The sequence below is a fragment of the Duganella guangzhouensis genome (assembly GCF_009674535.1).
GTDB lineage: Bacteria > Pseudomonadota > Gammaproteobacteria > Burkholderiales > Burkholderiaceae_D > Rugamonas > Rugamonas guangzhouensis.
In genome coordinates, this window is record NZ_WKJK01000011.1 from 36812 (window position 1) to 51985 (window position 15174).

Annotated in this window: 14 protein-coding genes; 8 read left to right on the plus strand and 6 right to left on the minus strand. The window is 60.8% G+C overall.

Annotated elements, in window-relative coordinates; all coding sequences use genetic code 11:
* The first annotated feature begins 3 nt into the window (after positions 1–3).
* From GJ699_RS20465 to GJ699_RS20475, 3 genes are read left to right on the plus strand one after another with little or no spacing between them, the layout of a single operon-like run.
* Positions 4–1131 (plus strand): ABC transporter ATP-binding protein, encoded by a 1128-nt coding sequence (locus tag GJ699_RS20465; RefSeq protein WP_154379709.1) that lies wholly within the window; start codon positions 4–6, stop codon positions 1129–1131.
* 12 nt (positions 1132–1143) lie between these two features.
* The gene (locus tag GJ699_RS20470) at positions 1144–2049 is read left to right on the plus strand and encodes an ABC transporter permease subunit (protein WP_154379711.1); all 906 of its coding nucleotides are present in this window, start codon (positions 1144–1146) and stop codon (positions 2047–2049) included.
* The gene (locus GJ699_RS20475; RefSeq protein ID WP_154379713.1) at positions 2046–2882 is read left to right on the plus strand and encodes an ABC transporter permease; all 837 of its coding nucleotides are present in this window, start codon (positions 2046–2048) and stop codon (positions 2880–2882) included. The genes GJ699_RS20470 and GJ699_RS20475 overlap by 4 nt, the downstream gene beginning before the upstream one ends.
* On the opposite strand, the gene GJ699_RS20480 is transcribed toward GJ699_RS20475, so the two are convergent.
* A complete protein-coding gene (locus tag GJ699_RS20480; RefSeq protein ID WP_195763604.1) occupies positions 2879–4276 on the minus strand; it encodes a sensor histidine kinase in 1398 nt (465 codons plus the stop codon). The genes GJ699_RS20475 and GJ699_RS20480 overlap by 4 nt on opposite strands.
* Positions 4257–4931: a response regulator transcription factor gene (locus tag GJ699_RS20485; RefSeq protein ID WP_371867607.1), complete on the minus strand. Its 675-nt coding sequence runs from the start codon at positions 4929–4931 to the stop codon at positions 4257–4259. Before GJ699_RS20485 ends, GJ699_RS20480 begins: the two co-directional genes overlap by 20 nt.
* 143 nt (positions 4932–5074) lie before the next feature.
* Between GJ699_RS20485 and GJ699_RS20490 the strand changes: the two genes are divergently transcribed.
* Positions 5075–5872: a MipA/OmpV family protein gene (locus tag GJ699_RS20490; protein WP_154379717.1), complete on the plus strand. Its 798-nt coding sequence runs from the start codon at positions 5075–5077 to the stop codon at positions 5870–5872.
* A 303-nt stretch (positions 5873–6175) separates the two neighbouring features.
* On the opposite strand, the gene GJ699_RS20495 is transcribed toward GJ699_RS20490, so the two are convergent.
* Positions 6176–7111 carry a hypothetical protein gene (locus GJ699_RS20495; protein WP_154379719.1) on the minus strand — a complete coding sequence of 312 codons (936 nt, stop codon included), beginning with the start codon at positions 7109–7111 and terminating at the stop codon, positions 6176–6178.
* A gap of 394 nt (positions 7112–7505) precedes the next feature.
* On the opposite strand from GJ699_RS20495, the gene GJ699_RS20500 reads away from it, so the two are divergent.
* Entirely contained in the window at positions 7506–8039 is a 534-nt protein-coding gene (locus GJ699_RS20500) for a hypothetical protein (protein ID WP_154379721.1), read from the plus strand.
* A 58-nt stretch (positions 8040–8097) separates the two neighbouring features.
* Positions 8098–8571, plus strand: a complete 474-nt coding sequence (locus tag GJ699_RS20505) for a hypothetical protein (RefSeq protein ID WP_195763605.1) — start codon at positions 8098–8100, stop codon at positions 8569–8571.
* A 26-nt stretch (positions 8572–8597) separates the two neighbouring features.
* Here GJ699_RS20505 and GJ699_RS20510 read toward each other — a convergent pair whose 3' ends face one another.
* The 3 genes from GJ699_RS20510 to pdxR all read right to left on the minus strand — a co-directional run bounded on the left by GJ699_RS20510 (position 8598) and on the right by pdxR (position 12937).
* Positions 8598–10229 carry a response regulator gene (locus tag GJ699_RS20510; RefSeq protein WP_154379725.1) on the minus strand — a complete coding sequence of 544 codons (1632 nt, stop codon included), beginning with the start codon at positions 10227–10229 and terminating at the stop codon, positions 8598–8600.
* An 87-nt stretch (positions 10230–10316) separates the two neighbouring features.
* Positions 10317–11453, minus strand: coding sequence for an MFS transporter (locus GJ699_RS20515; RefSeq protein ID WP_154379727.1), 1137 nt, complete (start codon positions 11451–11453; stop codon positions 10317–10319).
* Positions 11450–12937 (minus strand): MocR-like pyridoxine biosynthesis transcription factor PdxR, encoded by a 1488-nt coding sequence (pdxR, locus tag GJ699_RS20520; RefSeq protein WP_154379729.1) that lies wholly within the window; start codon positions 12935–12937, stop codon positions 11450–11452. Before pdxR ends, GJ699_RS20515 begins: the two co-directional genes overlap by 4 nt.
* Before the next feature lie 95 nt (positions 12938–13032).
* On the opposite strand from pdxR, the gene GJ699_RS20525 reads away from it, so the two are divergent.
* Both GJ699_RS20525 and GJ699_RS20530 read left to right on the plus strand, forming a co-directional pair.
* Positions 13033–13785, plus strand: a complete 753-nt coding sequence (locus tag GJ699_RS20525; protein WP_154379731.1) for a gamma-glutamyl-gamma-aminobutyrate hydrolase family protein — start codon at positions 13033–13035, stop codon at positions 13783–13785.
* Positions 13786–13803: 18 nt separating this feature from the next.
* Positions 13804–15174 (plus strand): glutamine synthetase family protein, encoded by a 1371-nt coding sequence (locus GJ699_RS20530; RefSeq protein ID WP_154379733.1) that lies wholly within the window; start codon positions 13804–13806, stop codon positions 15172–15174.

Here is a 15174-nt window from a genome sequence, read left to right on the forward strand (position 1 = left end):
AACATGACCATAGAGCGAGTTGCTGAACCTTTCCTCCTGATCCGCAATCTGGTTAAGGAATTTGATGGTGTCCGTGCCGTCAATGACGTATCGGTTGCAATCAACAAGGGCGAAATCTTCGCACTGCTGGGCAGCTCGGGCTGCGGCAAGTCGACCCTGCTGCGCATGCTGGCCGGTTTTGAAACGCCGACCTCGGGCTCCATTACCCTGGCCGGCAAAGACATAGTGAACGTGCCGCCGTACCAGCGCCCGATCAACATGATGTTCCAGTCGTACGCGCTGTTCCCGCACCTGAGCGTGTGGGACAACATCGCCTTTGGCCTGCGCCGCGACGGCCTGCCGAAAGACGAAATCGCCGCGCGCGTCGAAAAGATGCTGGCGCTGGTGCAGCTGACCGACTACGCCAAACGCAAACCGCACCAGCTGTCCGGCGGCCAGCAGCAGCGCGTGGCGCTGGCGCGTTCGCTGGCCAAGCGTCCGCAGTTGCTGCTGCTGGACGAGCCGCTCGGCGCGCTGGATAAAAAGCTGCGCGAGCGCACCCAGATGGAACTGGTCTCCATCATCGAAGAAGTGGGCGTAACCTGCGTGATGGTCACCCACGATCAGGATGAGGCCATGAGCATGGCCACCCGCATCGCCGTGATGAGCGCCGGCCGCATTCTGCAGGTGGGCGCGCCGGACGAAATCTACGAAACGCCGAATTGCCGCTTCGTCGCGGACTTCATCGGCAGCGTCAACCTGTTCAACGGCGCGGTGGCGGTGGATGAGCCGGACCACGTCATCATCGATACGCCCGAGGGCAAGCACTACGTCACGCACGGCATTACCGGCACCATGGGCATGCAAGTGTCGGTGGCGGTGCGTCCGGAGAAGATTGCGGTGCAGGCCGAGGCGCCGACGCAGGAACAGCGCGCCAAGGCGGCCGAACATGGCTACAACTGCGTGCAGGGTGTCATCACCGGCATCTCCTACTTCGGCAACGAGACCAGCTACCACATCACGCTGGACAGCGGCATGGTGCTGAAAGCTTCGCGCACCAACGTGGCGCGTCATGACGATGCGGCGCTCAAGCGCGATCAGCGCGTGCACGCATGGTGGGATGGCGCCGACGTCGTCGTGCTGACCAGCTAAGGCGCGGTGGTCATGAACTCCCTGAAAAATCTGTTCAAGAACCCCGGCCGCGCGGTAGTCATCGGCGTGCCGTTCCTGTGGCTGGCGTTTGCCTTTCTGATCCCGTTCCTGATCGTGCTGCGCATCAGCTTCGTTGACCTGGACAGCGGTGATGGCGGCCCGTTCGGCACCCTGGTGACGCTGGTTGACGGCGTGCTGACGCTGAAGATCAAAGTCGCCAACTACCTGTACATCGCGCAGGACGAGCTGTATGCGATCACCTATCTGAACTCGCTCAAGTTCGCCGGCATCACTGCGGCGCTGTGTCTGATCATCGGCTACCCGTTCGCCTACTTCATGGCGCGCGCCAAGCCGGCGGCGCGGCCGGTGCTGCTGATGATGGTGATGATGCCGTTTTGGACCTCCTTCCTGCTGCGGATCTACGCGTGGAAGGGCATCCTGGCCAACAACGGTATCCTCAACAGCTTCCTGATCGACGTCGGCGTCATCACCGAGCCGCTGCATCTGATGAACACCCAGTTCTCGCTGTTGATCGGCATGGTCTACGCCTACCTGCCGTTCATGATCCTGCCGCTGTACGCCAACCTGGTGAAAATGGACGTGCGCTTCATCGAAGCGGCGGCCGACCTGGGCGCCACGCCGTGGCAGACCTTCTGGCGCGTGACGGTGCCGCTGTCGAAGTCCGGCATCATCGCCGGCACCATGCTGGTGTTCATTCCGGCGGTGGGCGAGTACGTCATCCCCGAGCTGCTGGGCGGCCCGGAGACACTGATGATCGGCCGCCAGCTGTGGGACGAATTCTTCACCAATAACGATTGGCCGCTGGCGTCCGCCGTGACGGTGGTGGTGATCCTGTTCATTCTTGTGCCGATGGCGATCTTCAATAAATACAAGGCAGACCAGGAGGCGCGCAAATGACCCAGTTCCTGCATCGTTGGTTCGGGCGTGGCTGGCTGTCGCTGGGCTACCTGTTCCTGTACATCCCCATCGTGGTGCTGGTGGTGTTCTCGTTTAACAGCTCGCGCCAGGACATGGTGTGGAGCGGCTTCTCGCTGCAGTGGTACGCGGCGCTGATGAACGACTCGGAGATCATCAGCGGCTTCGGCCTGTCGCTGCGCATCGCACTGCTGACGGCGTGCGGCTCGGTCATCCTCGGCACCTTCGCCGCGTTTGTGCTGGACCGCTACCAGCGCTTCAGCGGCCGCACGCTGTTCACCGGCATGGTCAGCGCGCCGCTGGTGATGCCGGAGGTGATTATCGGCTTGTCGCTGCTGCTGATGCTGGTGTCGGTGCAGAAGATGTTCGGCTTCCCGGAGCGCGGCCTGGTGACGATCTGGCTCGGCCATACGCTGCTGGGCATGGCCTATGCGACGGTGGTGGTGCAATCGCGTCTGCAGGAGATGAACAAGTCGCTGGAAGAGGCGGCGATGGATCTGGGCTGCCGTCCATTCCAGGTGTTCTTCCTGGTGACGCTGCCGAACATCAAACAGGCATTGGGTTCGGCGTGGCTGCTGACGTTTACGCTGTCGCTGGATGACGTGGTGCTGTCGGCCTTCCTGTCCGGCCCTGGCTCGTCGACCATGCCGATCGTGATCTTCTCGCGTGCCCGTCTGGGCCTCGACCCGCGCGTGAACGCGGTGGCGGCGTTGACCATCCTGGTAGTGTCGATTGGCGTGATCGCTTCCAGCATCTACATCGCCCGCGCCGAACGCCTGCGCTCCAAACAGCTGGCCGCTGCCGCCAAGGGCTAAACTGACTGCCTGACAACGCGAAAAATCGTCCCTGGCTTGGCGTCTTCAATCTCGATACGCCAGCCATGGGCGGCGGCGATCTCCTTGCAGATCGACATACCAAGTCCGGCTCCAACGGGCTGTCCGTCAGCCCGGCCGGGACCGCGCCAGAAGCGTTCAAACACGCGCGGAATATCTTCCGCAGCGATGCCGCAGCCGTAGTCCCGAACGCTGACGGCATTGCCATCCTCGATTTTCAGCTCGACCATGCTGTGTTCCGGTGAATGCTGGACCGCGTTCTCGATCAGATTTTTGAACAGCGTGAACATCGCGCCCTGATCACCAACCCATAGTGGGCTTTCGGTCAGCTCGAACGAATGGGAAAAATGGATGTGTACCTGGCGCCGTTCCGCCATGCGTAATAAGAACGCCGCCGCGTCAGCCAGCATGTGCCTGACATTGATCGGTTCTATGCGGTAGTTACGCAGTTCGCTGGCCTCGGCCAGATGCAGCAGTTGCTGTACCTGCCGCGTCATGACATCGATATCGGCCAGTAGTGTTGCGCGGTCCGCGATGCCCTCGACTTCAATTTGCCCGCGCATCAAAGCCAGAGGGGTTTTAAGCTCATGCGCCGCAGCCCCCAAAAACTCCTGCTGCTCGCGAAATCCCTGTTCCAACCGCGCCAACGCCAGATTGAATGAATCGATCAATGGCGAGAGTTCGCTGGGAACCGTTTTGGTGGACAGCCTGGCGGACAGATTGCGTGGATCGATGCGCGCCGCCTCGGCCGACAAAACCCGCAACGGCCGCAGTAAGCGAAACAGCGCGACCAGCATCAGTCCACCAACAACAGGCATCGAAATCAATATGATGCCGAAGATGTAGTTGGGCACAGGATGGGTCAGCGAAAGCCCCACGAACTGCAACGCGCGGTCACTGGCGGCCACCTGCAGATAATAGGCGCCATGCGATTGCAGGATAGGCACGGTGACTACTTCGATAGAGCGCTCACCGATTTGAAGCTGTAACGCAGCGTCGAACCGCAGCGGCACATGGGATGCTGGCAGGAGCCGCTGCACTGGGCTTTGCGGCGTTTTCGATGGCATCATGACCGGTGCACCGAAGCGATCGACGACACGAAATTCCACGTCGCCGGGCAATTGATCGTAAAGCCAGCGCACGTCTTTCGGCAATTTGATTTCTTGCGGTTTTCCTTGCGCGTCGAACTGCATACGCGCCGCGACCGAGGCGGCATTGTGCTTCATGCCGTTATAGGTAACGAGGTCAAACTGCCAATAAAAGACCATCGCCAGAATAAACACGAACAAGCCCGCCGTCAGCACCATCCCCGCAAGGAAGGTCAACATCAGGCGCATGCGCAGGCTGCGCAGGATGTCACTGATCCATAAGCGCATAGCCGAGTCCCCGCGAATTGACGATGCATAATCGGGAATCAATCGCTTCCAGTTTTTTCCGCAAGCGGTGCAGGGCGACATCCAACGCGTTCGGCGTGACCGCTTCCGCCAAGCCCCATGCCGCCAATTCCAGCGCAGTGCGCCGCACGGTTTTACCGCCGGAGCGGGTCAGGTGCAGCATGATTTGCATCTCCGCCATCGGCAAGGTCACGCGCTCGGTGGCGCACACCATGAAGCCTTCTTCGGGCAGCAAGGTGATGTCGCCATACGAAAGCACGGCCGGTGCCGAGATGGGCTGACGGCGCGACAGTGCGCGTACCCGGGCGACAAATTCGTCCATCTCGAAGGGTTTGGCGAGATAGTCGTCCGCGCCGGATTCCAGTCCATCGACACGGTCGTGCAGCGCATCGCGTGCGGTCAACATCATGCAGGGGATTGATGATTGCGCGGCACGCAGACGGCGCACAATTTCGAGACCGTCGCCGTCGGGCAGTCCACGGTCCACCACCAACACGTGATATTGACCGTCTCGCACCTCAGGCCACGCGGCTTGCAGGCTGGGGAAAATGTCAGCCGCCATCCCGCCACGCTCCAGCGCTTTTTGAATGAGTTGCGCGAGCTGTGGGTGATCTTCGATTAGTGCAATTCTGCTCACGATCTCAGGGGAATGGGTTACGAGAGTGGCTATCTTATGCCGGAATCACTTACGGAATACTTTCTGCCGCCAGAAAGTATTCCGTAAGAGTTCATGAATCAACATGTGGCTTGAGAACCCTTCCATCAACTTCAAGGACACACGTGAACAATACCGCAGCTTTCAGAACGCTGATCATGGCTGGCAGCCTGGCCATCGCAAGCGCTTCCCATGCGCAGGATAACGACCCGCACACCGTGGGCTGGAATGTCGTTGCTGGCGGCGGTCTGGCTGTTATGCCAACCTATGAGGGCAGTGATAAAAGCCGGACCATCCCAACGCCGTTTGTGCGGGCGGTCTACGATGACATGCTGTCGATCGGAGTGGATGGCGTGAACGCCTACTGGCGGCTGGACGGTTTCCGCGTCGGCGCGGGATTGACCTTTAACGGTGGTCGCAAGGACCATGAATCCAATGGCATCATCCAGTCAGGGGATGACCGCTTGCGCGGCATGGGCGATATTAGCGCGGCTCCCGGTTTCAAGATCTTTGTCGCCGACGATATTTATGGCGTCAATGTCAGCAGCGCCGTGACGAAATTCTCGGGCACCGATAACAAGGGAGTGGTTGCCAATATCGGCGCTGGCGTGCCGTTCAAGTTATCTCAGGATTTAACGGTAACGGCCCACGTGGACGCAACCTGGGCAAACCGCGATTACATGCAGACCTTCTTCGGCGTGACCGCCACCCAGTCGGCCAATTCCGGCTTCAGCCAATTCACGCCGAAATCCGGTCTGAAAGATGCGGAATTCGGTGTGAGGGCGGAATATCGCCTCGATCCGCACTGGTTCATCTCGGCCAACGTGGGAGTGAAAAGACTTGAAGGCGATGCGGCAAAGAGTCCGCTCATCGCCTCTAAATCTCAGGCGGTATTTATGTCGGTGCTGGGATATCGCTTCTAACTGGCAGCTAAGTGCCGCGTTCGATGGTGGGCGTTGGATGATCAATGGTGGATCGCTACTAGCGTTGGCGATTCTTGGCGTCATCGCCGCCAAAATCTACATCGCCCGCGCAAGATGTCTGCGATCCAAACATCTGGTCGTTGCTGCAAAGAGTTGATCGCTTTAACCGAGGTGGTAGCGTCAGACGAGATGTTTGGCTAGGCAGGCTTGCGGGCCACGCCAGACGCTCAGTTGAGTCAATCAGGAACATCTGAGCAATATACCTTGCGCTATCCTTCTTTGGATACAGCAAGCCGTGACATGTCAACGATGAAGATCGAGGCCATTGATGGGAAGTAGTATCTTGCGACCATTTACTTTTCCGAGCACTTGGTAGTATGTGGAATACCATCGATCAAGCGGAAAGAAAGACAAAGGCGCACCGGCCTGTGGATGTTTGCCTTCCGCCGCATCTTGAGCCGCCATCGCCGCAAGTAGCTGTTTCGGAAAAGCAGGCATCGCCTCTTCCTGCATGTGCGGATCACCGTTAGTGAATGAAATTAACGCTGGCCCCACAAGCTTTGGCCATTGTTTCCGCGCCCATTTTGGCCACCACCAAGGCTCGAGTTCGTCAATTAATGCTTCGCGAAGTTCATCTACCGCCCGGCGGTAGGTCTTTTCATCGTCTTTCGCGTGAAATGCGAGGCCGACAACTGCCGAGGTCGCATTTGCAATCAGCAAAGGCCCGACGATTCGTTCGATATCCGCTATTGTCTGTGGCGGACTGTCAGCGTCGGCCAGCTTCTTCTGGAACTCAAGCACTGCCTCATTACGTAAGTCGTCCAACTTAATCAGATTACGATACAGCTTCTGACTGTAAACGATCGAATTTAGTTTCGGTATGTGCCGACGTCGTTCCATCAAGAAACTGAGGGACGAAAAATCTATATACGTTTCCGCATAAGCCTGAAACGTGGCATGTACGAGCATGAACACAGGAGCAACTGCTCCTCTCGCTGGATTTGCCAAGTCGTAACGAAAGCTTTTCCGAAAACCCAAATAGTCATCAATCTGGTCGCGTAGCGTAAGTAATGCAAGGTTGCCGGCTGCTATTCGCTCCCTACGGAGTTTACGGGCATCGTTGTACCGCGCCACCACAAAGGCGAAAGTTGCACCGACAAAGGGGCCAATGATCAGTTTGGCCAAGTTCCAGTAATGGGTAGCGTCATCTGAAACTGGGGTACTTTGCAGCGCGTCCATTGGCTTCCTTTGTGAAATGCAACGCTGTGTTATCTATTCCCTGCTGTTCTTGTATCAAGAGAATTATTCAATTAGTCGATTTAGGGCTTGAGCCGGGGTTCGGGCCGATTATGTTTAGCACACGCGTCGAATATCGGCTTTATGTGCCCGTTTGTGGACGGTTTCTGCCATTCACTAAGCATAACATCTTGCCAGGATGGAATCATGCATCGATCGCTTTAGGGCAGGCGCCACCGCGTTGGCACGCGTCGGTGGTGTTGAAGTGTTCGCCGGAAGGCGTAATAGGGACCGGCTGCGGCTGCGGCTGCGGCTGGGGCGAAGCGCAGGGTTAAGCAATCTCGCTGCCCACATTTTTCATAGTGAGATAATGGCCCATTCGCCAGGGGGGGCCAAAATGGTTGATAAGTTTATGGAGTTTGTTCAGGAGCAGTCTTCGGCAGCGCAGGACGCTTCTAATTCCGAGCTATCTGTTGAGGCTGAGGTGACGCGCTGGTTGGATCACTTGAACACCTTGGGCAAGTTTGTCGATGATTCGCTCAAACCGTATGCCGAGTCCGGAATCAAGACGACCAAGCGGATGGTGAGGATCACTGAGGAGCCGACCGGAGAGTACGAGGTGCCGCAATTCGAGATCAGCGTTGGCAGTGCTCTCGTCCGACTGAAGCCAATCGGCACCTTTTTGATCGGTGCGTTTGGCCGGGTCGATATGGAAGGGCCGCGTGGAGTGTGTCGTTTCATTCTTGTGCCGAGCAAAGCGCAAACTCCTCTGTTCGCGTTCAACGCGCCAGACGCCGAGCAGATGGCGAAGGATAAGCCATGGGCTGATCTGGTGTGGAAAATCATGCCAGCTCCGCCGTCTCGTAGTTACATTGACCTCAGTTCAGAGGTATTTCGGGATTTCTTCATCAAGGTGGTTCGCGGTGTCTAGAGTCAGCTTTTCCGAGCTGGAGCAGTCATTGCCTGAGGTTGCGCGACACCATACCCTGGTGTCCACAGCGATCTACGATTTGTTCGCCCTGACACCTTCCGCGCAGTTGGCGCTACATCCAAGTTTGGCAGGTTACACAGGGCTGCCGGTGGAAGAGGTTCGTGCGATTGTGCTTGCTGAACACGATCATAATAGCGCCCTGTCTGTGTTGGCGTGCGTGGAAGCGGCACTGCGTACGGACTATTTAAAGCGCTGCTATACCAAACAAAAAGACGATATCGCTCGATCATTTCGGGACATCTACAAAAAAAGGGCTGAGCGCGCCAGATTGGACGACGATATTCTTGCCTGCTGGCGTGACTCTTCTAGCATCCCGAAGGTGTTGATTGGCGAGTTGATCGGCGCATTCAACTATCGACACTGGTTGGCGCACGGCCGATATTGGACTCAAAAATTTGGCAGATTATATGACTACCCGACGGTGTACACCATCGCTGACGCGTTCCTGGAAGCGATGAAGCAGCACGAGTAGGAAAGCTGCCGGGAAAGGACTATCGTCTACGATGGCGGCGCGTACTTTTTGCGCAGCGTCGCGTATTGGGCGATCAAGCCGGGCAGTAGCGGGTGGTTGGCTTGTTCTTCGCGTATGCGCCGCAGCAGTCCGGTGCATTCAGTGGCCAATTCGGCATCCCAGCCGCTGTCGTTCAGCAGGCGCAGAATGGCGGTGACGGCGACCGTCCGCAAGCCGTGATGGTCCGGATAGCGTCGCAGGGTTTTGCGCAGGACGTCGACGGCGTCGCCCTGGGCGCCGCCACGACTCAGTTCAGCCGCTTCGCGTACGGCGGCATCGACGGCGGCGTCGGGATTTTCTTCGTAGCGTTTGACGAAGTCGACCCGGTTGGCTTCGCGGCAGACCGCTTCCACCTGTGCCGCGCCGATGCCGCTGGACGGATCGGCGATCAGTTCATCCAACAGCACCACGGCTTGTTCGTCGAGTCCATTTTTCAGGCAGCTGTGGGCCAGGCCCAGTTTGATGTTGCTGGACATGCCGGTGCTCTCGGACAGCTTGGTCATGGCCTTGTCCAGCGCGGCGGCGGCACCGGCGGTATCGCCGTTCAGTTCCTTGACCATGGCGTTGGCATAGGCGTGGCAAACGTCGGTGGTGGGCGTGCTGCGCAACGAGCGCTCCAGATCGCGCGCGGTTGCGGCGGCGCCGGCGGCATCGCCTTTTTTAACCAGTGTGCGTACCAGGTTGACGTGGTCTGAAGCGTCGCGGAATTCGGAGTGGCGGGACTTGACCAGTACCTGTTTGTACGCGCGCTCGGCGGCGTCGACGTCGCCGGTGGCGAGCGCCACGTCGCCCAGGCTGCGCAGCCGCACCACCATGTGCGGCGAGATGGCGACGGCGTCTTCCAGCACCGTTTTGGCTTCCGCATCGCGTCCCGATCCGCGCAGGATGGCGGCCAGCAGGTCGTAGGCCGCCATCTGTTCGGGATTGTCCGCCACCAGTTGTTTGAGCAGCGCTTCCGCGTCGGCCAGCCGGCCCTGCTGCTGGATGCTGCGTGCCTGGCCCAATTGCGCCCAGCCTAGCGGTTTTTGTTTGAGGATGGCGGCGTATGCTTGCTCGGCTTCGCTGTGGCGTTCAAGGCTGGTCAGCACTTCGGCGCGCAGGCGGGCAAACTCCAGCGCGTAGCGCGGTTGACTTTGTACTAATTCCTGGCAAGTGGTGATGGCGTCGCTCGCGCGGCCCTGGCTGACCATCTGGTACACCGGCAGCAGCGCGGCGCGGCGCTGCAACGCGCGCGTGATGCGCTGGGAGATGACTTCGACGGTGAACGGTTTGAGCACGTAGTCGCTGGGCTGCAGCTCGGCGGCGCCGATCACTTTGTTGTACACGCCCTCGGAGGTCAGCATCATGAAGATGGCCCACTGCGGAATGATGCGGTGATGGCGCAGGTCTTCCAGCAACTGCTGGCCATCCTGGCCGGTCTGGTCGCCGCTGCCGCCGAGATCATACTCGCACAGGATGACGTCATACGAGCGCATGCTGAGCTGGCGGATCGCGGTGGCGGCATTGACCGCGTGATCGACCTTGCTGATGTTGATCTGCGTGAGCATGTTATGCACGCTGGAGCGCATGCTTTGATTGGGGTCGACAATCAATACCGACAGGTGACTGTAGTCTGACATGGGGATCTTCTTTGGTCAGGAGAATGCGCTGTCAATTATGAGCCCGCCCCCCGAGAACTGCAAATCCCGATTGGACTGGTCGTTTTGCTAATCCTTGTCTTTATCCCACGCCGCGCTGGCGATGAAGATGGCGGCGCCGCACCACAGCACGGCCGGCAGCGCGTTGACGCCTGCGGTCTGCATCAAGACGCCGGTCACCAGCGGGCCGCCGGCGCTGGTGATGCCCCAGCTGGCGTTGACCACCGCGCTGGCGGCGACCAGCGATTGACCTTCGAAGCGTTCGCCGCACGCCACCAGCGACAGCATGTAGATGGCGCCGGCCACCGCGCCCAGCACCAGCAGCAGCGTCCACCACAACCACGGCGTGGCGGCCGCGAAAGGCAGCAGCGGCAGCAGCACGCACACCGCGATGCCGCAGCCGACGTGCACGCGGCGGCGTCCCACATGATCGGCCAGCCAGCCGAAGGCGAATTGCAGCGCGGTGTCGCCCACCAGCACCACGGTGGCCGACAGCACCGCCAGTTCGGTTGCGATGCCGTGCCGCATGGCGTACAGCGGCAGCAGACTTAAGGCGACGGTGTCGAACATGGCGAAGAAGGCGGCACCGATGGCGATCATCCACATGCGCGGCAGGATGCGCTGCCACGGCACATGTGGCTCATCTTCGTGACCGTGCGTGCCGCCGGCGATCAGCAGCATGCCGGGCAGCGCGAGCAGGAATAGCGCGCCGCAGGCGGCAAACGGCAGAGTGACTTTGCCGGCCAATGCGGCCACCAGCGCGGGACCAATCAGTTGGAACAGGGTGAAGGCGGTGGTGTAGATGGCCACCACGCGGCCGCGCGAATTTTGCGGCGCCAGGTTGTTGACCCATGCTTCACCGATGGTGAACAGCACGCCCATCGACGCGCCGAACACGAGTCGCAGCGCGCCCCAGGCCAGCAGACTGTCGGTGCATTCCATCAGCGCGGTGGACACGGCGGCCGCCAGGATCGCGCCTATCATGCAGCCGCGCGGACCGTGGCCGGCCACCCAGCGCGAGACGAAGGGCGCGGCGGCCAGGATGCCGACCGCGCTGATGGCGGTGATCACGCCGATCACGCCCGAGCCTACGCCGCGCTGGTCCAGCGTCAGCGCGGTGAGCGGGATGGTGGCGCCCAGTCCGAGGCCGACCACGCCGATGCTGGCGACCAGTGCGATGAAATCGCGCCATGGCATGTTCTTCATGCGCGTACTCCGGCGGCGATGATGGCGCCCAGCAGACGGCCGTAGTCGGTGATCTGTTCGGGCGTGCAGTAGGCGTAGCCGACCAGCAGGCCGCGTCGTCGCGGCGCCTCCATGTAGTAGGTGGACAGCGCCTTGACCGAGATCTGCGCCTCGGCCGCGCGCTGTGCCAACGCCACGTCGTCCACGTGGTCCGGTAGTTCGATCACCAGATGCAGGCCGGATTCCTCACGCGAGATGGAGACGCCGGCCGGCAGCTGCTGCGCCAGCATGCGGCGTAGCAGTTCGCGCCGCGCGCCGTAGGTCTGACGGATTTTGCGGACGTGGGTGGTGAAGTGGCCGAGTGTGATGAAGTCGGCCAGCGTGGCCTGCACGGTCAGCTGGCCGGGCCGCTGCAAGTCATACAGCGCGCTGCGGAAGGCGGCAATCAGCGCCGGCGGCACCACCAGGTAGCCGACCTTGATGCCGGGGTAGAGCACTTTGGAGAAGGTTCCCATGTAGAGCACGCGGTCGTCGTCATCGAGACCCTGCAGCGCGGCCAGGGGCCGGCCGGTGTAGCGGAATTCGCTGTCATAGTCGTCTTCCAGTATCCACGCATCCTTGCGCACGGCGGCGCCAAGCAGTTCGCGGCGACGGGCCAGGCTCATGACGGCGCCGGTCGGGTACTGGTGCGATGGCGTGACGTAGATCAGGCGTGGCTTGGTGGCCAGGTCGGCTTCGTCCAGCGCAATGCCGTCGGCGTCGACGGTGATGGGGCGCAGTTTCAGTTCGCGCGCCTGGAACACGCGACGCGCGCCCCAGTAGCACGGGTCTTCGACCCACGCGGTGTCGCCGGCGTCGGCCAGCAGTTGCGCGCACAGGTCGAGCGATTGCTGGGTGCCGGCGGTGATCATCACCTGTTCCACTTCCACTTTCACCGAGCGCGAGATGCGCAGGTATTCGGTGATGGCGCGCCGCAGCGGCAGATGGCCGCCGGACTGGCCATAGTCCAGCAAATCGTGACGCGCTTCGCGCCACACGCGGTTCTGCAGCCGCTGCCACAGTTTGAACGGGAAGGACGAAAAATCCGGCTCGCCCGGCGCAAACGGCTGGATCTCGAACTGCGGCCCGGCCGCATAGGCGGTCAGCTCCTGGCCACGTCGCGACAGGCGGGCGTGGCGTGGTGCGCTGCGTGTCTGTGGCGCGGCGCCAACACCACGCATCGAGGCGCGGTGCGCCTGCAGATCAGCCACGTAGGTACCGCTGCCGCGCGCACTGACCACATAACCCTCCGCCGCCAACTGTTCGAAAGCGGCGATGACGGTATTGCGTGCCATGCCCAGATCCCGCGCCAGATCACGGCTGGAAGGCAGTTTGCTGCCCGCGCCCAGGCGTTGCTGGTGGATCGCGGCCTTGGCGGCTTCGTACAGTCTGCGCTGCTGGGAGAGGCGGGAATGGAAGCCGGTCTGCGCCAGCGCGTGCGCCAGCAGGTCGGAAGTGGGGGACATCGGGAAAGTGGTTCTAACAATAATCGATAAGTGGCACTCACCATGATACCAAAATCGGCATATCATTTAATTAAATCAAGTAGATGAAAGCTTCTATGCGTAGCCCCATCGTATTGGTCCCCGCGTGCGTCAACCAGATCGGCGCACATCCGTATCACACCGCGCAGCTCAAGTACGTGGCCGCCGTGGCGGACGGCGCGCGCTGCACGCCGCTGATCGTCCCCGCCTTGGGCGCGACCACCGACATTGAAACGCTGCTGGCGCTGGCCGACGGCGTGATGCTGACCGGTTCTCCCTCCAACGTTCACGCCAGCCTGTATGGCGAAGCGCTGCTCGATCCATCGCTGCCGCTGGACGCGGCGCGCGACGCCACCACGCTGCCGCTGATACGCGCCGCCATCCAGCGCGGCATTCCGCTGCTGGCGATCTGCCGCGGTTTCCAGGAAGTGAATGTGGCGCTGGGCGGCACACTGCATCAGGCGGTGCATGCGGTGGACGGCATGAACGATCACCGCGAGCGCAAGGACGATGCGCTGGACCAGCAATACGCGCCCTCGCATCGCGTGCTGCTGGACCCTGGGGGACGTTTGGCCGATGTGCTGGATGACGCCACCGAAATCATGGTCAATTCGCTGCACGGCCAGGGCATCAAGCAATTGGCGCCCGGCTTGGTGGCGGAGGCGCATGCCGATGACGGTCTGGTGGAAGCCTACCGTGTCGCGGACGCCAGCGGATTCACGCTGGCGTTACAGTGGCATCCGGAGTGGCGCTTCGCCGAGAACCCGGATTCGGTCAAGATATTCAGCGCTTTCGGCGCCGCCTGCCGCGCTTACATGATCACCCGATAACAACAACGAGAGCAAAAAATGGCAATTCGCGAGAGCTTTACCTATACCGATATGGATCTGTGGCTGAACGAGAAGCGCGTCACGGAAATTGAATGCCTGGTGCCCGACCTGACCGGCGTGGCACGCGGGAAGATCCTCCCGCGCGGCAAATTCACGCAGGAGCGCGGCATGCGCATTCCGGAAGCGGTGCTGGGCATGACCGTGACCGGCAACTACCCAACCGAGGACGCGGGCTACGACCGCGCCATCTCCAGCACCGACCGCGACATGGTACTGAAGGCCGATCCCACCACCATCACCATGGTGCCATGGGCCACCGATCCCACCGCGCAGGTGATCCACGACTGCTACTTCGCAGACGGCCGGCTGGTCGATTTCGCGCCGCGTTCTGTGCTGCGCCGCGTGCTCAAGCTGTACGCAGACCGTGGCTGGAAGCCAGTGGTGGCGCCGGAACTGGAGTTCTACCTGACCGCCAAGAACAGCGATCCGGACCTACCATTGAAACCGCCAATCGGCCGCAGCGGCCGCGCCGAAACCAGCCGCCAGGTCTACAGCATCGACGCGGTGAACGAGTTCGACCCGCTGTTCGAGGACATCTACGATTATTGCGACATGATGAACCTGGACGTCGACACGCTGATTCACGAAATCGGCGCCGGCCAGATGGAGATCAACTTCCTGCATGGCGAGCCGCTGGGCCTTGCCGACAAAGTGTTCTTCTTCAAGCGCACCTTGCGCGAAGCGGCGCTCAAGCACGATATGTACGCCACCTTCATGGCCAAGCCGATGGCGGGCGAGCCAGGATCGGCGATGCATGTGCACCAGAGCGTGGTGGACATCAAGACCGGCAAGAACATCTTCAGCTCGGACGATGGTTCGGCCTCGCCGCTGTTCAAGAACTACATCGGCGGCCTGCAGCGCTACATGCCTTCGGCCATGGCCATCGTGGCGCCGTATGTGAACTCGTACCGCCGCATCGTGCGCCACACGGCGGCGCCAATCAATATCCAGTGGGGCATGGACAATCGCACCGTGGGCTTCCGCGTGCCGGAATCCGGCGTGCAGGATCGTCGCGTTGAAAACCGCATCATCGGCGCGGACGCCAATCCCTATCTGGCGCTGGCGGTCACGCTGGCCTGCGGTTATCTCGGCATGGTCGATCAGGAAGATCCGACGCCGATGACCACCGACAGCGCCTACGATCACAAGATCGAACTGCCGCAAGGCCTGCCGCAGGCATTGCAGCTGTTGCGCGGCGAAGACCGTTTGCGCACCGTGCTGGGCGACCGCTTCATCGACGTCTACGCCGCCATCAAGGATCTGGAGCATCAGGAATTCATGACCGTCATCAGCCCGTGGGAGCGCGAGCACCTGCTGCTGCACGTTTAA